The 17,268-nt window shown below is 51.4% G+C and carries 17 protein-coding genes; 12 read left to right on the top strand and 5 right to left on the bottom strand.

Features of this window, described 5'->3' with window-relative positions; genetic code table 11:
• The first annotated feature begins 27 nt into the window (after nt 1–27).
• The 8 genes from LT85_RS05010 (at nt 28) to LT85_RS04980 (ending at nt 7,743) form a co-directional block, all read left to right on the top strand.
• Nucleotides 28–660 carry a hypothetical protein gene (locus tag LT85_RS05010; RefSeq protein WP_038486084.1) on the top strand — a complete coding sequence of 211 codons (633 nt, stop codon included), beginning with the start codon at nt 28–30 and terminating at the stop codon, nt 658–660.
• A 56-nt stretch (nt 661–716) separates the two neighbouring features.
• Complete coding sequence (locus LT85_RS27070) at nt 717–935, top strand: helix-turn-helix transcriptional regulator (protein WP_172656942.1); 219 nt, start codon at nt 717–719, stop codon at nt 933–935.
• Nucleotides 932–1,357: a helix-turn-helix domain-containing protein gene (locus tag LT85_RS05005; RefSeq protein WP_038486081.1), complete on the top strand. Its 426-nt coding sequence runs from the start codon at nt 932–934 to the stop codon at nt 1,355–1,357. The genes LT85_RS27070 and LT85_RS05005 overlap by 4 nt, the downstream gene beginning before the upstream one ends.
• Nucleotides 1,350–2,321: a hypothetical protein gene (locus LT85_RS25220; protein ID WP_052134705.1), complete on the top strand. Its 972-nt coding sequence runs from the start codon at nt 1,350–1,352 to the stop codon at nt 2,319–2,321. The genes LT85_RS05005 and LT85_RS25220 overlap by 8 nt, the downstream gene beginning before the upstream one ends.
• On the top strand, nt 2,314–3,048 hold the full coding sequence (locus LT85_RS25215; protein ID WP_052134703.1) for a hypothetical protein: 735 nt from the start codon (nt 2,314–2,316) through the stop codon (nt 3,046–3,048). Before LT85_RS25220 ends, LT85_RS25215 begins: the two co-directional genes overlap by 8 nt.
• Nucleotides 3,045–3,269: a hypothetical protein gene (locus LT85_RS04990; protein ID WP_038486038.1), complete on the top strand. Its 225-nt coding sequence runs from the start codon at nt 3,045–3,047 to the stop codon at nt 3,267–3,269. Before LT85_RS25215 ends, LT85_RS04990 begins: the two co-directional genes overlap by 4 nt.
• Nucleotides 3,266–3,916 (top strand): hypothetical protein, encoded by a 651-nt coding sequence (locus tag LT85_RS04985; RefSeq protein ID WP_052134701.1) that lies wholly within the window; start codon nt 3,266–3,268, stop codon nt 3,914–3,916. Before LT85_RS04990 ends, LT85_RS04985 begins: the two co-directional genes overlap by 4 nt.
• Before the next feature lie 377 nt (nt 3,917–4,293).
• Complete coding sequence (locus LT85_RS04980) at nt 4,294–7,743, top strand: hypothetical protein (protein ID WP_038486034.1); 3,450 nt, start codon at nt 4,294–4,296, stop codon at nt 7,741–7,743.
• A 318-nt stretch (nt 7,744–8,061) separates the two neighbouring features.
• Here the strand turns inward: LT85_RS04980 and LT85_RS04975 are convergent, their stop codons facing one another.
• The 3 genes from LT85_RS04975 to LT85_RS26400 are packed head-to-tail and all read right to left on the bottom strand — an operon-like array spanning nt 8,062 to nt 9,179.
• Nucleotides 8,062–8,286: a MarR family transcriptional regulator gene (locus LT85_RS04975; protein WP_038486031.1), complete on the bottom strand. Its 225-nt coding sequence runs from the start codon at nt 8,284–8,286 to the stop codon at nt 8,062–8,064.
• A gap of 41 nt (nt 8,287–8,327) precedes the next feature.
• Nucleotides 8,328–8,879, bottom strand: a complete 552-nt coding sequence (locus LT85_RS27650) for a helix-turn-helix transcriptional regulator (RefSeq protein WP_437177282.1) — start codon at nt 8,877–8,879, stop codon at nt 8,328–8,330.
• A gap of 60 nt (nt 8,880–8,939) precedes the next feature.
• Entirely contained in the window at nt 8,940–9,179 is a 240-nt protein-coding gene (locus tag LT85_RS26400; protein WP_156117430.1) for a hypothetical protein, read from the bottom strand.
• Nucleotides 9,180–10,046: 867 nt separating this feature from the next.
• Here LT85_RS26400 and LT85_RS04960 point away from each other — a divergent pair.
• The 4 genes from LT85_RS04960 (at nt 10,047) to LT85_RS25205 (ending at nt 14,789) form a co-directional block, all read left to right on the top strand.
• On the top strand, nt 10,047–10,766 hold the full coding sequence (locus LT85_RS04960) for a hypothetical protein (RefSeq protein WP_038486025.1): 720 nt from the start codon (nt 10,047–10,049) through the stop codon (nt 10,764–10,766).
• A 20-nt stretch (nt 10,767–10,786) separates the two neighbouring features.
• A complete protein-coding gene (locus LT85_RS04955) occupies nt 10,787–11,578 on the top strand; it encodes a hypothetical protein (protein ID WP_052134700.1) in 792 nt (263 codons plus the stop codon).
• Between the two features lie 72 nt (nt 11,579–11,650).
• Entirely contained in the window at nt 11,651–12,391 is a 741-nt protein-coding gene (locus tag LT85_RS25210) for a helix-turn-helix domain-containing protein (protein ID WP_052134699.1), read from the top strand.
• A gap of 28 nt (nt 12,392–12,419) precedes the next feature.
• Nucleotides 12,420–14,789, top strand: coding sequence for a hypothetical protein (locus LT85_RS25205; protein WP_052134670.1), 2,370 nt, complete (start codon nt 12,420–12,422; stop codon nt 14,787–14,789).
• Between the two features lie 518 nt (nt 14,790–15,307).
• On the opposite strand, the gene LT85_RS04940 is transcribed toward LT85_RS25205, so the two are convergent.
• Both LT85_RS04940 and LT85_RS04930 read right to left on the bottom strand, forming a co-directional pair.
• Entirely contained in the window at nt 15,308–15,859 is a 552-nt protein-coding gene (locus tag LT85_RS04940; protein WP_038486019.1) for a hypothetical protein, read from the bottom strand.
• Between the two features lie 435 nt (nt 15,860–16,294).
• Nucleotides 16,295–16,609, bottom strand: coding sequence for a hypothetical protein (locus LT85_RS04930; protein ID WP_038486012.1), 315 nt, complete (start codon nt 16,607–16,609; stop codon nt 16,295–16,297).
• Nucleotides 16,610–17,268 lie beyond the last annotated feature (659 nt).

Raw genomic sequence — 17,268 nt, 5'->3', positions numbered from 1 at the left:
AGTTCGGTGGCAATTATCGAGAAAAATATGGAAGAGCTCAGAAGTCAAAAACCAAATGACGAGCAGTCGTCAAAAACATTCGCAGCAGCCATCTTAGGTACACTGGATTCGTTTCATCAAACATTGAAACTTGACGAATCTCAAAATTTTTACGAATTGTTTGTACAACGTTGTTTGGCTGATGACATAACCGGCGAATCTCAGCTGGAAGTAATGCTAGATATTGAGGAAAGCTGCAAATCTAAGCCAGTTAAAATCAGAATCGCAGCCATACGACTGGGGCTACTAGTAGCGTCATGTGCATTTGCCGTGCAGGCCATTAAGGGAAGAGAAAACAGTTACGAGTCTTGGCGCAATGCTGCCGAGGCCAATCGTATGCTAGGTCTATTGCAGGGAGCAATCTATGCAGGCAACAAAAAATTCTCTAATTCTGCTTCTTCGGCACGAGCCGCATACGCGTCCCACCAAGAGAATCATGCGCTCGAAGATGATTTGTACGCATGGTATAAATTACATAGGCTAAAATTTAAAAATGCCGCTTCAGCTGCCCGCGCTGTGCTTGATCAGAGAATGAGCATACTTACATATATAGTGATTTACCGCAAAATATTGTCTTGGGACAAATTACACCCTGCGGGCAGAAAGCATTCACAAAATTAGTGAGTCAAATCATAGTTCAATCCGTTGCGCTAAGGCGTGTTTTCAAGGATTGAATTGTGTCAAAACGAAAATGTAAATTTATCCGACTCAGTGAACTGGCAAGCACAAAAGGCAAACCAGGTAAACTTCCCGTGAGTCCTGCAACAATCTGGCGCTGGTTGCGAGAGGAAAAAAACGGATTTCCAAAACCGTTCAAGTTGAGTGAAGGGGTCACGGCGTGGGATGCGGATGAGATCGATGCATTTATCGCACGGTGCGCCGGAGTCTCCGCATGAATAGGAATCCACCGAGTAAAAAAATAAAAGCCGTCGCCCCCGACCAAGAGAACACGGCTTCCAAGAACACAGCATCTCTAAATCATACCTCGTTATCCGCCGCCAGTACAGCCTCCTGTATTTTGTGGAGACGGTCCAACAGCGCAGAAGACCGGCGCACTCGCGTATTGGAGTTACTGGGGATATGTCGACAAACGACCTACAACCTTCGCGCCAAAGACATATCACATAGCGGCGCTCGTGTTAAGGAGCTTCGCAAGCTTGGGCATTCAATTTCCACTGCACGCGTAACTGCTGTGGACTCCGACGGGTATTTACATGCCAGCGTCGCATTGTATGTGCTGGAAAAGGCGGGCATTAATCTGATGCAGGCCGACATGTTCGCAACTAATGCCGCCATGGACAAAGTCGTAGATGCGTAACTACTCAAAAGTTAGCCCTAAGTTTTGGATAGGAACGACTGGCAAAGCTTTACGTAAGCAAGGCGTGGAGGCGCTTATTGTCGGCATGTATCTCATGACGGCCCCGAACGCAAACATGCTTGGCCTCTACTATCTTCCCATTAACATTATTGCTCACGAGACTGGCCTGGGCTTAGAGGGGGCTACCAAGGGACTTGAATGCGCCATGCAAGCCGGATTTTGCGCCTACGATCATCAGGCTGAGATGGTATGGGTCTACGAGATGGCCGCATATCAGATTTCCGAGAAATTAAAGCCATTAAAGCCCGAGGATAAGCGGTGTTTGGGTGTTCAGAATGACTATAACGATCTACCCAAGAACCAGCATTTACGCGGGTTTTACGAGAAGTACGCGGGGATTTTTAATATGAGTGAAATGCGCGATTTAGAAAGTCCCATCAATGCCGCATTAGAAGCCCCCTACAAGCCCCTTGTAAGCCAAGAACAGGAGCAGGAGCAGAAACAAGAGCAAGAGCAGAGAAACGTCGACACTACCGCGCCAACGGTCGCCGTGCCATCGAAGAAAAAACACGGGACCGAAGAAGATCATAGTGCAGCACGCTGGATGTTTAAGTTGGTGCTCAAGGTCGACGCGACGACGAAGGAACCGAATTGGGAAACATGGGCGAACGATGTACGTCTGATGCGTGAAATCGATAATCGCAGCCACCGCGACATCTGCGAACTGTTCCAGTGGTCGAAGCAGAGTTCGTTCTGGTGTGCCAACATTCTATCGCCGGGAAAACTCCGTGAAAAGTGGGGCACGTTGGTTATCCAACGCGATCAAGGTACGTTATCTGTGACACGCCCCATTGGCGAAACCATCGAGCAAACCAACGCTCGCGTCATGGCTGAATTTTTGGCTATTGGCTGCAGACCGCTTGATGATGGGATGACCATCGACATGGAGCCAAGTCATGCTTGATGACGAGAAGACTCAGTTTTTTGAGCTACTCAAGGACTGCATGGCGCAATACGCAAAGCCGTTACCTGAGACGTCGATGCTAGCAACGTGGTGGAAATCCCTCTCGCCCTACCCGTTACGCGTTGTGGCTGCTGGATTCGCGTCCTACATCAACGACGAAGGCACGTTCGAGCCGAAGCCTGCTGGTATCGTCAAGCGCTGCAAGCTGCTCGATGGCCGTCCGGCTGCGGAAGAAGCTTGGGCGCTGTCCTTATTGAGCACCGATGAGAATGAAACGATTGTCTGGACGCAGGAAATGGCAGAAGCCTTCGCCATTGCCAGGCCGGTGCTTGACAGCAGCGGCGCAATCAGCGCTCGCAAGGCATTCATTGAGGCGTATCAACGCTTGATTGACGTCGCCAGGTTCCAGATGCGCGCCCCAGCTTGGATCGTCTCTGAGGGGCATGATAAGAGCCGCAAAGTCCTGGCGTTACAAGCGGCCGAGCGCACCAGCCGGTTGCCTGCTTCTGTCGTCGCCGCGCTTCTGGCCCCACCTGAGCAGAAAGTGCAAGGAGATGATCCTAGCGTACGCGAGCAACTAGGGAAGGTTAAAAAACTGCTGGCTGATCTGGATGCTCAACGCCAAGCCAATCGGGCCGCAATACCGACTGATGCTGAGATTGCTCGCCAGCAGCGTGCAGAACTAGCAAAGAAGGTTGCCAACTACGTAGCCAGTAGATCGATATGAGCGAATCGCTACACTCCCGCAATGCTAATGGTGACTATCAGCGCCAGCGTGACTCCGACTTATCGGCCGAGTATTGGAACACCGACTGTGGAGAGTTTGTCATCCCCAAGTCATCGCTCAAAGGATCGAGGCGTGCGCAAGCGTTCGACGCAGTGCGTGCCGCCATGCATCAAATCAAACAAAAATTCCCGGCTGCCGGGCAGAAAGTGAAGTCGTTATGAAAAAACTCAACGCTGATGCATATAAAAACGTCAGTCGTGACCACAAGGCTGCCGTAATTTGCCTTGATCCTGTTGACTCTAATGCCATGACTACACGAGAATTTTCGGGGGACGCGTGGGGGCCGATTGCTCTCGACGAAGTGTTCGCCGTCGCTAATCAGTATTCCGCCCGTATAGAAAAAGGTGATTTATCGTGCCTTGAGTCAATGCTTGGGGCTCAAGCGTTCGCATTGAACGCAATTTTCAACAATTTAGCGAAGCGAGCGCAAGCAAATATTGGAACCAACACTGGGGCAATGGATGTTTATCTGCGTTTGGCATTGAAGGCACAGTCACAGTGTCGCACGACAGTGGAAGCACTTTCCGAAATCAAGTCCCCTCGTGCTGCGGCGACGTTTATCAAGCAAGCCAATGTTGGGCAGAACGTGCAGGTCAACAATGGCGGCAATGGTGCTACCCGGACGCGCGCGCCCGCACGAGAAAATCAAGAAATCCAAAACAAACTATTAACTGAAGGAGATGGAAGTTATGCGGAAATGGACACAGGAAGAACGGTTGAGGCAGTCAGAATTGATTCAGAGATGGAAGCCATGGGAGCAATCAAGCGGTCCGAAAACGGCAGAGGGAAAAGAGCGCGTAAGCTTTAACGCCCAAACCCATGGCGCATATTCAAGAGAGACCAAGGATAGAATTCAGGGCGTGCTGAAAGGCCTTCGCGAAACCCTGGATTTCATTCTCAAGTGATGGATTGGAGGGACAAGTGTTATTTCATGCGGATTTTCACCGTATTTGATGCAAATATGATGCAGTGATGTGTAATAACTCAGACTTGACCTGACACTACATGTCAGACAGACTCTAATCCAAGGGGTATTCTTGGGGCGTCTAACCGCCAGTCCGTAATCGGCCACAACCAGCCATCGTTGTTAGACTGCTTTTAGGATCCTTAAACGCCGGCCGTCTGTAAAGTACGTGTGTAGGCATCGCACCGGCAGGACAGTTCTACCGAATCAAGGCCAAATCGATGACGGAATCTGATGAGAGCAGTGAGCTGAGCGCCGAACAGCAAGACACCGCCAACTTGCTGGAGCGCTTGCTCGGCCGCGCGATCTCGGACCGCTACGTCGACTTTTGCCGTTTGGCATTGGGAGTCTTCGAGCTGCGCGTATCGCGGCCAATCGCCGCTCATGCATTGCGTGAGCTTGAAGGGATACTGCGTCGTTCACTAAAAGCTTCATTGGAGATACGCCCCGCTGAAGAGTCAATCGATCCACTGCACATCAAAGCCAGGGAAGAACTGTCAAGACTCGGACTCGACAACACCGCAATCGAAAGAGCGATTGAAGCACTTAAGCCTCGGACCAACCAAGCGAACCAAATTCGTCAAATCGCTGCGAGCCTCGGACTTGCACCTGACGGTGACGTTGCTGAAGCCTGGATTTCGCTGTCCAAGACGGCTGGCAGAGCGCATGAGCACTCGTTCCACGAGTCATTGTTGGTCGACGAAGATTTTCGGAAGAAGTCCCAGCAACCATTCGAGATGGTGATCCGCGCCGTCGCTGTAGCACTACAAAGGCGCTACAGCGTGCTCATGCGACGGGTCGAGGAACTTGCTGCGATGTCCGACAAAAGTCAAGCGGCCAAATTATTCGGAGCAGAAGTGCCCAGCGCAATGCCGCTGCAGTGGCATTTCTTCCACAGACTGCAAACCGCAGATTGGTTGCCTTTTCTGGCCCAGCAGAAACTCATCGGGCCGCCGCTGCCAGAGCTCACGGGCGCAGGCGTCAACGTCGGACGGTTTGGAGAATGGCCAGCAGGAAGCTATCTGCGGCGCATGGCGGAGTCTGAGGACGCAACTGTCAGAGACCAGGTTGCGATGGCTGTCAGAAATGTTGCACCCTCAAAACACCCCGATGTCAGGCGCAGCGGTATGGAGATCATCGCCGCCTTTCCGGCCGCCGAAGCCGCGTCTCTTGCAGAGGTCGCGGTCGGATGGCTTGACCGCGATGCCAACTCCATGACGCTTCAGCCGGCTGAGCAATTGGTAAAGCGACTCGCAAACGGGGGGCAGCGCGCTGCGGCGCTAGCGGTGGCAGCCCGCCTCCTGCAGGTGTTCGGCGACGACGGCAACACCACAAGCCTCTATGCACAGCACATGTATGAGCACAGCTTGCCGCAGTTGACGCCCGTGCTGACGGCGGCATTTGGCGTGGCAGCCCTAGAACTGTTCAGCGATCTCTTGAACCAAGCGGTGGTCAGTCGCAAGGCTGGCGATGATCCGGCGTTCGATCCTACGTCATACGATCAAGGACTGATTACGGATGACTCGAACGCTAACTACAGCATCTACGACGCGTTGAAGTGCCAAGTGCGATATTCTGCCGAGCAGATCATCCACGGCGACGCACTGCAGATGCCGGCTGTCTTGGAAGTGCTTGGAAAGCATACGCCAAAGCTCTTTCGCCGCTTGGAAATGTTCTTGCTTTCACAGCACCCGGCCGCTGCGTCCGAGCGGGCAAGGTCATTGCTCTTGGATGCCGAGCTTCTCGAAGCGCCATGGTGCACGCACGAGTACGCGCTCCTTGCGCTTGCTTGGTTTCCATCGCTGACACCCACGGATCAGCAGACAGTCCTCGGGCAAGCAGATGCTATTTCAGGGCGCTATATGGACGGCTGGAAGGCACGCTTTGAAGAGCGCGCGAAGCAGCCACCGAATGCTGAAGAGGTGCGTATCTTCTCGGCCCACGTGTTGCGCGATGCACTTTGGTATTGGCGGGCTGTACTGCCGACAGATCGACAGCGCTCGGTCGATGCAATCGTCGCAGAGTTTGGCGATCCTGAGGCTTGGCGGAACGCATATTGGACTGGACAGGAAGAAAGCCCGCTGGCAACAGCAGATTTCGCGTCGCAGCCCATCGCAGAGATCGTCGCATTCCTGCGTGACTGGCAGCCCCGCCATGAGCCGCGGCGTCAGACTATAACAGCTCTTGCTCAGGAGCTAATGAGGGTCGCGACCCAGAACCCGGTGAAGTATGCGCAAGAGGCCATGCAGTTTGCCGACCTTCCTGCCGTCTACGTTCATCGATTGCTTGATGGGTTGAGCGATGCGACAAGAAATCAGCGCGATTTCCCATGGACCTCGGTTCTACAGTTGCTCGGTCTAACATTTTCCCGCCTGAATGAGCCAATTGCTTCGGCCTCGATTGCCGAAGGCGACGATCCGACATGGCATTGGGCCTGCGCAGCCGGGGGCGAGCTCCTGAAGGCAGGCTTGCGGCGTGGCGCCGCTGGGATAGGTTTTGAACACAAGGAAACAGTTCAGGACCTGCTCTTAACACTTCATCGTCACGCACCTCAGGCGCCCGAGGTTGACGACTTTGAAGAGCGATTTGAGAGGGACCCGTACTTCGCTTCGGAAACAACTTTGCGAGGGGCTGCCATTGAACTTTGCATACTGTTGATCTTTTGGCTGAGCAAGGAAGCGGGATCGACGCATGCGAGCACGCCGCGCGAAGCTCTCGCACTGACGCCGCCGGTCATGGCTGCATTAGAGACTGAACTTCGGGATTGCTCACCAAACGGTCGCATCCCGCGGTCGATCATGGGGCGCTATCTAGGGTGGCTGTTTTATTTTGGAGAGAGCTGGCTCACCGAAAACATGGTGCCAATGTTTGCACGATCCGATCAGCAGTTGCGGCGCGCTGCATGGCTTAGCCACCTTCTTCATGACGGTGGGCCACTTGGTTCAAAGCTTGACGATCTGCGCAGCGACTATGTGCATGAGATAGGACTCATTGCTGACACGCCCAACGATCGCAAAGGGTACCGACAGAATCGCCTTGGCGAGTACCTGGTTATTCTCTATCTGAACGAATATCTCGATCTTCAATCTGGCGGGTTGCTTGACTCCTTCCTGATCAAGGCACCAGGGAAGGTTCGCCAACATGTCATGTGGGCGCTAGGTAGGAACTTGCAGAAACCTGCCACTGACTTCCCGGATTTGCAGCGGACGCGGGTGCTGGCCTTTTGGGACAGTCGGCTTGCCGCTAGCGAGGTTGCAACCGAGCGTGCCCACTTTGAGGGAGAACTCGGTTCAATCGGGCTGTGGTGCGAGAACCATCAAATCGACCTCACTTGGCTCTTTGACCGACTACTCAGGATGTTGCGCTCAGGGTTCGTCCCGGAGCCGGCATACAACGTTGTGGCGTGGCTTGCCAAGGTTTGTGAAACACATGTGGATCGCGCTGTCGAGGTCCTAGAGAAGTTGCTCACGAATCAAAACGTTGAACCGTGGGTCTACGTAGGTCAAGATCAATCAATTCGAGCGCTCCTAACGGCTGGCCAATCACGTGGCACAACCGCAACAGTCAAACGTGTGGAGGAACTCGTGAGTTTCCTGGCCTCGATCGGGCAGTCCGGATATTTGGACTTGGTCCGCCCGACGCAAATTGCGGCGGTGAACCAGCATGGATAGCTTTGGACAATGAGGTGGTTGGCGGAGTTCGGTCCATGGACACTTGGATGGGGTAGCGAGCAGCTTCTATAAGGTGTGAACGTCGGCCTGGTGCTAGGCAAGTCGAGATTGCCAATTTCTGCAATGGGTCGTTTGCAGTCGATCGCATCGGACATGACGTGTCAGTTCGAGTTTGAACTAATACAAGTGATGTTTTTTCCAGGGCTTCTATGTCAATATCTGATCGACGCCAGAGAAGTTTCCCGTAATTTATCTGTAACGACAGGCAAAAAGCCGGGAAAATTTCGGTCTTCCCGGCTTGGTATGAGCGACTACCATCTAGTGCGCAGCAGCGTCTTTCCCTGCTTCCCTTAGCCGATCAATCGCCTCGGCAACGTCCCGTATGTCGGCGGATAGTGGATTGCCCGCCATGGGTACGGCAAATTTTCCTAGCGACCGGTGCGTGTAACCAGTTGCCTTGCTGATACCTAGTGCTTCGCATACCTCGTCAATACTTAGCCGTGGTTTGTTGTAAATCGCCAGCAGCATGAATTCTGTGTTCATCGTTTTACCTTTATTCCGTACCAAAGCCGCCTGACCCCGTTTTACGCTGCAAATGGGCGTCGCGCTCGTTCGCTAGATGTTTTTTTTGCACCTATCCAAGCTTCCACTTCGGCTAAATCCCACGCCACATTCCGACTATTCAAGGTGATGCGCGTTGGGAAATCTCCGCGTTTTTCCATGTCAAAAATTGTGCGGTCGGCCAGCGGAATCATTGTCAGCAGTTTCTTTTTGTTGATGAGGGACGTTGCGTTCATTGTTGTACCCGGAGCAAACTGCCCCCCAACTACATCAGGTCCAGTGTCGCGCATGGCAGAAAACCGCTCAGTCGGGTCCCAAGTGCTCGCTCCCGGGGCGCATCCCTCGACTGAACTCGCCACGAAGTCAGCCAGTCCGAATATAAGGCCACGCCGCATATCGCCCTGACAATTCAAGCTGTGGTCGATAAGGTCGACGACAGCCTGGATGTCAAAGTCCGAGTGAGTTTTTTTGGCGTGAAGCACTAAGTCTTCAATGCCGGCCAGCATACGTTTTGCGACCTGTGCTCCAGCGGCAAGACTGGATTTGTTTTCATTCGTCAGCTTTGGTGAACTCAATTTATTGCTCCTTATGTGCTATGTGTCGTGCAGACTTTTGGTCTGAATTGCTAGAATTTTCTAGAGTTCTTCCGTGTCAGTTTCAGCCAAGCCGTAAATTTTTGGCGGAACCACGTACTTTTCATGTAGCCGTTTGATTTCAATCGTTAGCTCAAGAAATCGTCCGGCCCATGCGGGTATAGGAACAACTCCATTTAACCATCGGCTGGGTGTATTACGTCCAACGCCAGCCTGGCGACAAAAATCCGAAGACTTCCAACCTAGTTCATCCAACATTCCCTTAAAGATATCCGGCGTCACGCGCTCTCCTATTAATGTGTCAATGCCATTGATGCTAACGGAAAATAACATATGGTGCAATATTTTAATAAAATAGCTCCATATGGGTATATTTAGCCATATTCGGACAATCACGAACATAGTGCCATCTAACGGTTGCACGCCCCACGACAGTTGAAACAGGAGCAAGCATCGCAACTCTTATCAAAACTTATGGTGAAATCGAAGCGCAAAACTTAGTGTCAAACAAGCCGCCGATGCGCATCTACAGCGCCCTTCATTGACGCGGGTTTGCGGAGTGGCTATATTTGTTGCGTGTGCTCTGTATGGGATTGGAAGTAGAGGCGGGATCGTCCAACGTCAAGCCATCAAGACTTGAAGTCACACTCGTTGTCCCATCTAGAGCACCTTTCTCGCCCCTCGGGTGCCAAAAGAGACGCCGGTAGAATCAAATTCAACCGGTGCCCTTAAATCTTCGTTGTAAATGCCTGATGAAGGAATCAACTTCTGACGGGTTATTTCTTGCGTGAAATTCCATAATTAGAGACAGGACGCTACGGCGTAGGCCTGAATTTTCTTATGCTTATGCGTGCGCGAGAGACTTGCAGGACGTCAGCAAAACACCTTAACAGTGATGCAGGGCGCTTCCGGTCTATTTGTCTCGGAATCAAGTCGCTTGGCCGGCAGCACGCTACCTATCGCAGCATCCTAGGTTGCCCCGTGGCGGGACTCACCTGGTTAGCGAATTTTCCGATGTTCAGCCGCATTTGCTTTGGTTTTCTTGGACTTCACGCCGAACCAGCTTAAAAATAGCGATTTCCGTAAAACCTAGAGCTAGCCAGCTTCATCGGTGAGACAGACTTTGCTCTCATCACCACAGGAGGTCCCATGAAACAATCTGAAGCACTCCCCTCAACAACCGAATTTATTTCAGTGTTCTTGCCAATTCTCGCCGGACAGTCGGGAACCGATCCAGAGTTCACTTTCGACATGGAAACGGCGGAAGCGAACGCGAATGGCAAAGACCCTGTCGTCAGCCGAGCGCTCTCGCAGCTTGAACAATCTTTCACTGAGCTTTTTCAAACAGTTGGTCGAGTTCATTTTTTGCAAATCGCGGTACAGGCGGAGCAAGCTGATGCGACGCCGATTGAAACGACTCTGCGCAACTTTAATACTGCCGTGTCCCGTGAACTCGCTCAGGCAAAAACAGATTTGAAGCAATGGGATGCTTACACAAAGCAGCGCCGCAACCAGGTAACACCCGCGCTACTCGCAGCCGGAGACAGTCAATTTGAAATTGGTAAAGAACTTAAGCGGCTTCGCCATAGCATCTTGACGGCCGAGACAACGCGGCATCAAGCCGAGGGAAAATACCGAGCGGCGGGCCTGAGCAAACAGCAAATGCTGGATATAAAGATTGAGCCAACTTTTGAGCAAATTGAATCGTGGCGCTTTCTAATCAAGGGACTCGAAACAAAGCAGCGGTTGCTCCAGTCGTTTACAGAAGATTTTCCTCGGTTTCGGATGGAGAGACTTCAGGGAGTCGAATTGCCTACGCTGTTAGTTCGTCAATCTCAATTGACTGAGCAAAACAAGCGCCTGAAATAATTCTAACTGGAGCCGCACTTATGAAGAGCACCAGCGACAACACGATTTTGAGCAGCGACTGGATGGGCTTGAACCCATTACTGATAGCCAGCTTCTACCCAGTGAACAAAGATGGGCTTCGAGATGGTCAAGAGATGATTGAAGTGCAAGCACCGCTGACAGAGGTGAATCTAGACGCAACGCTGAATTGGCAGTCGCCATTTGAGAATAGTAGCCCTGACACAAAAGCTCCAGCACTGGTCGCGATGCTTCAATCGGGAGCGCTACTCGGGGCTATGAATGATGTTCGTGCAGCCCCGAGCGGCGGTAAGACTGCTTCGTCTTCGCAATCCCCCTCCGATCCAGGCGTCGTAACGAAAACGCTTCAGGATGTTCAGGGCCGCACTGGCATTACGAAGATGAACTCCACTCAGATTTTCAGCGGAATGCCCCCCCTGAAAATCACCCTAACTATGCTTTTCCGAGCGCATTTCGATGCGCAATCAGAAGTTGAAGCGCCGCTTCAGCAGTTGTGGTTTTGGGCGCTTCCGCAGCAGTTGAGCAAGGACAGTCTTGTAGCGAGGGTGATGTCAAAAAAGAGCGGTATCTCCGATTACGTCACGGCCCTACTTCCTTCTAAGGCTCCGCAGATGATCGGCTTCACCTACAAGCGCCGCACGTATGCGCCCATGGTCATTGAGTCGATTGGAGAGCCGCTGTCTTCTCCAATAGAGTCGAACGGCTTCTACACGGAAATCCTCATCCCAATGACCCTCTGCTCTCTGACTGCGCACGACAAAGACGATATGCGCCGCTTCATGACGCCGACCTAAGCCACAGAGCCGCCAGCGGCAGCACCTGGCGGTGGTTGACCGACAATTAATTTCCACAACAGGACCAAATAAATGAACAATCTTGACGCCGATTCCGAGATAGATATCGAGGACGCCCACGATATTGAAGAAATTCAAGACACTGAATCTTGCCGCAGATGGCTGACTTCAAAAGCCATCGCGGATTTTTCGGGACAGAAGGCGCGAGAGTTTATCGTTGGTCGACCGCTCGATGAAACACTTCGCATACGCCTCATTAACGCCCGCAGATTGAACAATCTGGAGCAAATAGCAGCAGCCAAACTGCTGGGCTATCAAAACTCATCAGCGCTTTCTAAAATGGAGAGCGGCTACAGCCCAATTTCCAGGAAGGCAATTGTCCGGGCCGCGCTGGCATACGGCGTCAGTTCCGACTACCTTATGGGTTTGTCCGACGAGCCGGAGCGTGACCCGAAGATTGCCGAACAGATGGCGATAATCCGCACGGTGCGTGCGCAAATCTTGCAGCAAAGCCAGTCCCTCGCCTCGATCCTCCTGAAAAATGCCAGCGATATGACCCCAATGGAGGGACATTTAACCGCTTTGCTCGCTCAGGCGAAGCGCGTGGTTGAAGCGTTCGACACGTCGTGCCGGCAAAACAAGCATTTCCAGAACGATATCCTGGGAGGCGCTAACCTCCAGCGGGCAATCGATGATGTTCAAGCTACGCTGATGACGACAAGAAAATTTCTGAACCGTCGTGCCGACCTTATGCTGGCGCGAGCAGCAGCGCACGAGACTAGTCTACAGGGTGTCACGATGGCGTCTGCCTAGCCACAAATCTTTCAACCGGTGATATAACATGGCATTGAAAAGCGACGATAAGGGATTTCTCCAGGGAGAGCCGGTGCAGTGGGCACGAGCGCTCAAACTCTGGACAGAGATCAGGAACGAAGTTCATAGCCTGCGTGAATCGTTGTCTACTGCGGCTGTGCAGACCAGAATAACCGCGAAAAAAAATGACGTAGCAGTTAAGAATGTTATAGCCACGCCAAAATCCAAAGCAGCTACAGTCAACGCAGAACGAGCGACCAGGTTGAGGGTTACGCCAGCCACGCCCGCTAAGCGCGGCGCGAATGGGCGATTCCTGCCGGCCAACGCCAAGGTAAGTAAGCCAGAAGAAAAGACGAAAAAAGAGAACAGTCCAAATAAAAAGAAGGTGGCGTCTGAGCCACAAGAAGACGATGAAGAACTCGATATTCGCAATCCACTAAAAAAAGCGATGGGGGCGGTACATGGCGTGGTAGGTGCGGCAGTCGTAAAGGCTCCAGATGTTGCCCCTGCTATCGCAGCCGCGAAAGAACTTCACTCCATTGTTGCACCGCTTGGTCGTGGCTGGGCGAAGTTATTCGGCAAAGGCGCTGACGACAAAAAGGTTGTCTGGTACAAGCGCTTATGGAATGAGCTACGGGGTTTGCGTCAGGAAGACTCTGCCTACCATTTAGCCGAAGCCAGGCGTGCAGGCGAGAATAAGCATAAGGATAGCGCTGGAGAAAAATCTGGCGGTATCCTATCGATGCTCGGTGGGCTTTTTACTAAAATTCCTGGTCTTGGCGCGCTCGGAGGTCTGCTTAAAGGTGGGGACGGCCTGCTTGGTGGTCTGCTCAGGGGGGGCGGTCGTCTGATGGGCGGATTAGGGAAGGGATTATTCCGTCGCATCCCGCTTATCGGAGCGGCATTCGCCGGCATCTCTGCGGCGACCAGCGCATTTGGTCCTGACGATCCAGATAAAACACCGGAGGAAAATCGCAAAGGTCGCTTTACAGGCGTAGGCTCCGGCGTTGGCGCACTTATCGGCGGCGGTATCGGTACATTGCTCGGTGGGCCTATAGGTACTGTCATTGGTGGCATGGTCGGTGACAAGGTTGGTGAGCTGGTCGGCGCATGGCTTTCTACCCTCGACTGGGAAAAGATTGGCGCGCAGATCACTGGTGCTTGGGACACATCCGTTGCGTTCATCAAGGATTCCTGGAAGGCGGCAACCGACAAACTATCCGATATCTCGAAGACGGTTGGTGCAGCCTGGGATTCCGTCATTAATGGGGCAAAGGCCTTCTTGAAAAGCAAACTAGGTATTGATGTCAATGCGACAGTAGCTAAGGTTAAAGAAGTGGCCGCTGTCACTGTTGAAAAGACAAAAGCTGTAGTGGCACCTATCATTGACAAAGCCAAGGCTGCCGTCGCTCCGGTAGTCGAGGATGTAAAGAAAGGTGCTGCTGTAGTCGGTGACGCTGTTAAGACTGGTGCTAGTGCGGCTGGCGGTTACGTGAAAGGGCGCGCTGAGAAAATGGCGAGTCCCATTGTGCGGCTGGTTAAAGCGGTTGGGATGACTCGAATTTTTGAACATCAGGATGGCTCTGTTGAGCAGCGTGATGGCGGCACGGCTGCATGGCGGAACAATAATCCCGGAAATTTGAAATTTGAATATGCCGGTAGCGCAGACAAGACTGTCAAGACCAAGCGGACGAAGGAGGCCGCGCTCGCGGCGGCTCAGAAACGTTATGGCACTGGAATTGTCGACCTTGACCAATGGGGCAATGCCGTATTCGATTCAGCAGAATCTGGTCGCGATGCTCAAGCACAGCTTTTGAAGTCTTCTCATGGGAAAAAAACCATTGAGGAAATGCTGCCGAAGTATGCGATTTCCGACTACTCCGGCAAGGCAGATGTTAAGGCGTATGCTGACAGAATTTACAAAACAGCTGATGCAAAGGGATTAGATTTACGCGGCAAGAAAATAGGAGACCTGTCGAGCGATGAAATGAATATGCTGCTCGACGGCATGGGTAAAATGGAGGGGTTTAAGGTAGGCAAGGTCAGTACGATTCAGGCCGCTGACAAGGACAAGTTGGCTGCGCTGGCAGGCGGGGGCGCGACGGCTGTAGCGTCTTCGGCTGTTGGAGGCATCAATATCGCGCCTGCATCGCAGATACCGTCGTCCGTGCAGTCGGCATCTATTATTCCGACCATGCCGAACGTGACTTCGATAAGCGCGGTTCCGGCTATTCCAGATGCGCCGACAGTGCAATCTGTGCAAAGGTTTGGATCATCAAAGCCGCTTGTGGTACAGGTGGCAGGTAGCAATGACACTGTGGGTCAAGACTTGAGTGACCGGCGCATTGCTCACATCGCTACTGGGGGCATGTCTGGTGGGATCGGCGTAAATCTCTGAGGCTTGAGTTGAACAGCGCCAGCTATGCTCGAAACATCGGTTATCGACGGCGGACACCAGCAATAAGGGTCCCAAATTTCTGGAGATCCTCGGTATCATAACCCACGTGCCACCAGGGAGTACGAATTAAACTCCCCCTCTTTTTTCGTCGTCAGGCGCTTAAGTGCTTTGCTCATTTCGCAGAGCAAACACTGCGCAACTCATTCTCTTGTGCGTCCCGCTCCTATATACCCGAAGGTGGGTATAGGGATTTTGTCTTTCAGTCTTACGTCCCGAAAATTCTGCGCACACAAAAAAAACCACCTCAAGGGTGGCTTTGGTGTCGCTCCTGCGGCTATTGTGCGCAGTGAACGAATTTCAGGCAAGCAGGTCCATCCGAGGATGCAGCTTCACGTAAGCTAGTGCCGTGCTTTCGCCTAAATTATGCGGAAAATTGAAAACTCAATGTGCCGCAGTGCTCACACTATACAACCAAAACAGCAATGCACAAGCCCTGTGAAATGCCAAAGTTGCGGATACTAAAGCTCAACCAGAACACCAATACGCCGTAAAAAATCATCGCCCAACAACTGAGGATGATAAGAATGCTCACCAACCATATCGTCAGGGTGAATGGTGGCGATTCGACCTATCATTTCCGGCTCATTTCTGAGTACGCCAAGCGTTGTTCCGAACGTCACGTCGATGATTTCGTCGCTCGGCAACGTCAGCCACGCATGCAGGTTCAATGTTGCCGTTGCTGGTCGGCCAGCATCCAGCATTTCTTTCAATCCCTCCATCGATGTATAAAAAATGGGCTTATTTCCCAACTTCACGAAACCGAGCGTATAGGTCAGCGGCACATCCAGCACCTCTTCAAGCGCATCCTGTACGAACCCACTGAATGCGAAACACTGAACAGCTATTTTTTCCGCATCAAAATGGCCCATACATTCTTGCAAACATGCCGTCACTTTACACATCATTTCTGGCGTTAGATAACGCTTATCGGTGCGCGGAATATTCTCATGCTTCAGACTCCACGCTGACGTTCTCTGCATTGCTTGACCAAACTCAATTCCATATGACATATTCACTTACCCTTAGAAATTAGTAAAACACCTGTTGCGCAAATTCTTATATACGGAAGTCTGGTTGTGAATACGAAAGCCCGCGATTTACACGAGGCGTCGCTTCCTTCTTTGATACCTGTATCTTAGTGATCCACTTTAGACAGGTCGCAAGACGATAAATAGTTTACGGATTTAGTATCAGCGCGGTAGATTGGTTACTTGCTAATCACGACGCGATGCTGGATTGGATAACTCAGAATGACACGCAAAAAACCATAGGTAAAGAGCGCGGACAGCAGTATCGCAACAACAGCAATGCGGATATTTCGCCTCGGCGAAGAGCTACGGTTTTCATTTTCTTTCGTAGACCTCTGAAGCGAATTATAGGAAAAGGAATTGACGCCACGCAGACCGGTTGGATCAGGTGCTTTCATTATTCTGAATGTTCAATTTTCAGCGAGGCTTGAACTGCTTGTCGCTGATGCGGAATTTCCTGCGACGGTCGCCCATCAATTCGCGTAGCTCACTGATAGTTAGGTCTGTGACTTCGTACATGCGAATCAGCAACGACGCACCAACCGGCAAACGATGATGCCGGATTTTGCTTATGACCGGCGGCGCGACTTCGAGCGCGCGTGATAGCGCGGCATCGTTTTTCAGTTTTAATTTTTCAATCAAAGCGTCAAGCAGATGATTTGGATCATACGTGATCTGTTCAGAGAGCTTGTCGCCGGTTGATGTGTCTACAGTAGCCTTGGTCGTTACCACGTTTGATTCCTTTACCTGTTGATTGATGAGCGCAGAGGATTGAAAAAAACAACTGTCTTGCAGTAAAAGTGAGGGTACAAATAAAAGCTAAATTTTGCAGAAAAATCCGTCGAAACCATAATTAGTGAAAAAATTTAAATAGCAATGCGCTGCCAATAATTCCTAAAACTAACGCTGCATATATCCAATAAATTTTTCGCGCTAGCGGACTTATTCTTCCCCATATACCTTCATTTTGACCATCTGTGACAACCATTTTTCCCTCTATATTTTTGGTTATAAATTATGGTTGAATGACCAGCAAAGAATAGAGGAAAACAGCCTCTGCAAATGTGAACAATAATCCGATGTATATAAAATATATGGCACCAAAATCCAAACGTAAAACCCATCCCTCGACATATCGGCAAAGCCAAAATGCATAGAGCAGCATTTGAAATTATTTGAATAATTGACACACCTACATAGCCTTAGCGTTCCCACGTCACTTTCCTCTTGATGAAGAAATTAATTCATTAACGACGCGATAATATTTTTTGATAGAACCACAATCCGATAGAAGATATTAATGTCAGCACACCTACAGCCTTTCCGTATAGATATAGCTCAGATATGCCCGGTAACGCATACACAGCATCAGTTTTTATCCAACGAAGAAA

It is taken from the genome of Collimonas arenae (assembly GCF_000786695.1).
In the GTDB taxonomy this organism is placed as follows: Bacteria; Pseudomonadota; Gammaproteobacteria; order Burkholderiales; family Burkholderiaceae_D; genus Collimonas; species Collimonas arenae_A.
Note: the sequence above shows the minus strand (reverse complement) of the source record. Positions and strands in the feature narration are given on the sequence as shown.

What these genes read in the sequence shown, in the direction of transcription:
- LT85_RS05010 (WP_038486084.1), top strand. Translation starts at nt 28, where the DNA reads ATGGAAGAGCTCAGAAGTCAAAAACCAAATGACGAGCAGTCGTCAAAA.
- LT85_RS05005 (WP_038486081.1), top strand. Translation starts at nt 932, where the DNA reads ATGAATAGGAATCCACCGAGTAAAAAAATAAAAGCCGTCGCCCCCGAC.
- LT85_RS25220 (WP_052134705.1), top strand. Translation starts at nt 1,350, where the DNA reads ATGCGTAACTACTCAAAAGTTAGCCCTAAGTTTTGGATAGGAACGACT.
- LT85_RS25215 (WP_052134703.1), top strand. Translation starts at nt 2,314, where the DNA reads ATGCTTGATGACGAGAAGACTCAGTTTTTTGAGCTACTCAAGGACTGC.
- LT85_RS04990 (WP_038486038.1), top strand. Translation starts at nt 3,045, where the DNA reads ATGAGCGAATCGCTACACTCCCGCAATGCTAATGGTGACTATCAGCGC.
- LT85_RS04985 (WP_052134701.1), top strand. Translation starts at nt 3,266, where the DNA reads ATGAAAAAACTCAACGCTGATGCATATAAAAACGTCAGTCGTGACCAC.
- LT85_RS04980 (WP_038486034.1), top strand. Translation starts at nt 4,294, where the DNA reads ATGACGGAATCTGATGAGAGCAGTGAGCTGAGCGCCGAACAGCAAGAC.
- LT85_RS04975 (WP_038486031.1), bottom strand. Translation starts at nt 8,286, where the DNA reads ATGAACACAGAATTCATGCTGCTGGCGATTTACAACAAACCACGGCTA.
- LT85_RS04960 (WP_038486025.1), top strand. Translation starts at nt 10,047, where the DNA reads ATGAAACAATCTGAAGCACTCCCCTCAACAACCGAATTTATTTCAGTG.
- LT85_RS04955 (WP_052134700.1), top strand. Translation starts at nt 10,787, where the DNA reads ATGAAGAGCACCAGCGACAACACGATTTTGAGCAGCGACTGGATGGGC.
- LT85_RS25210 (WP_052134699.1), top strand. Translation starts at nt 11,651, where the DNA reads ATGAACAATCTTGACGCCGATTCCGAGATAGATATCGAGGACGCCCAC.
- LT85_RS25205 (WP_052134670.1), top strand. Translation starts at nt 12,420, where the DNA reads ATGGCATTGAAAAGCGACGATAAGGGATTTCTCCAGGGAGAGCCGGTG.
- LT85_RS04940 (WP_038486019.1), bottom strand. Translation starts at nt 15,859, where the DNA reads ATGTCATATGGAATTGAGTTTGGTCAAGCAATGCAGAGAACGTCAGCG.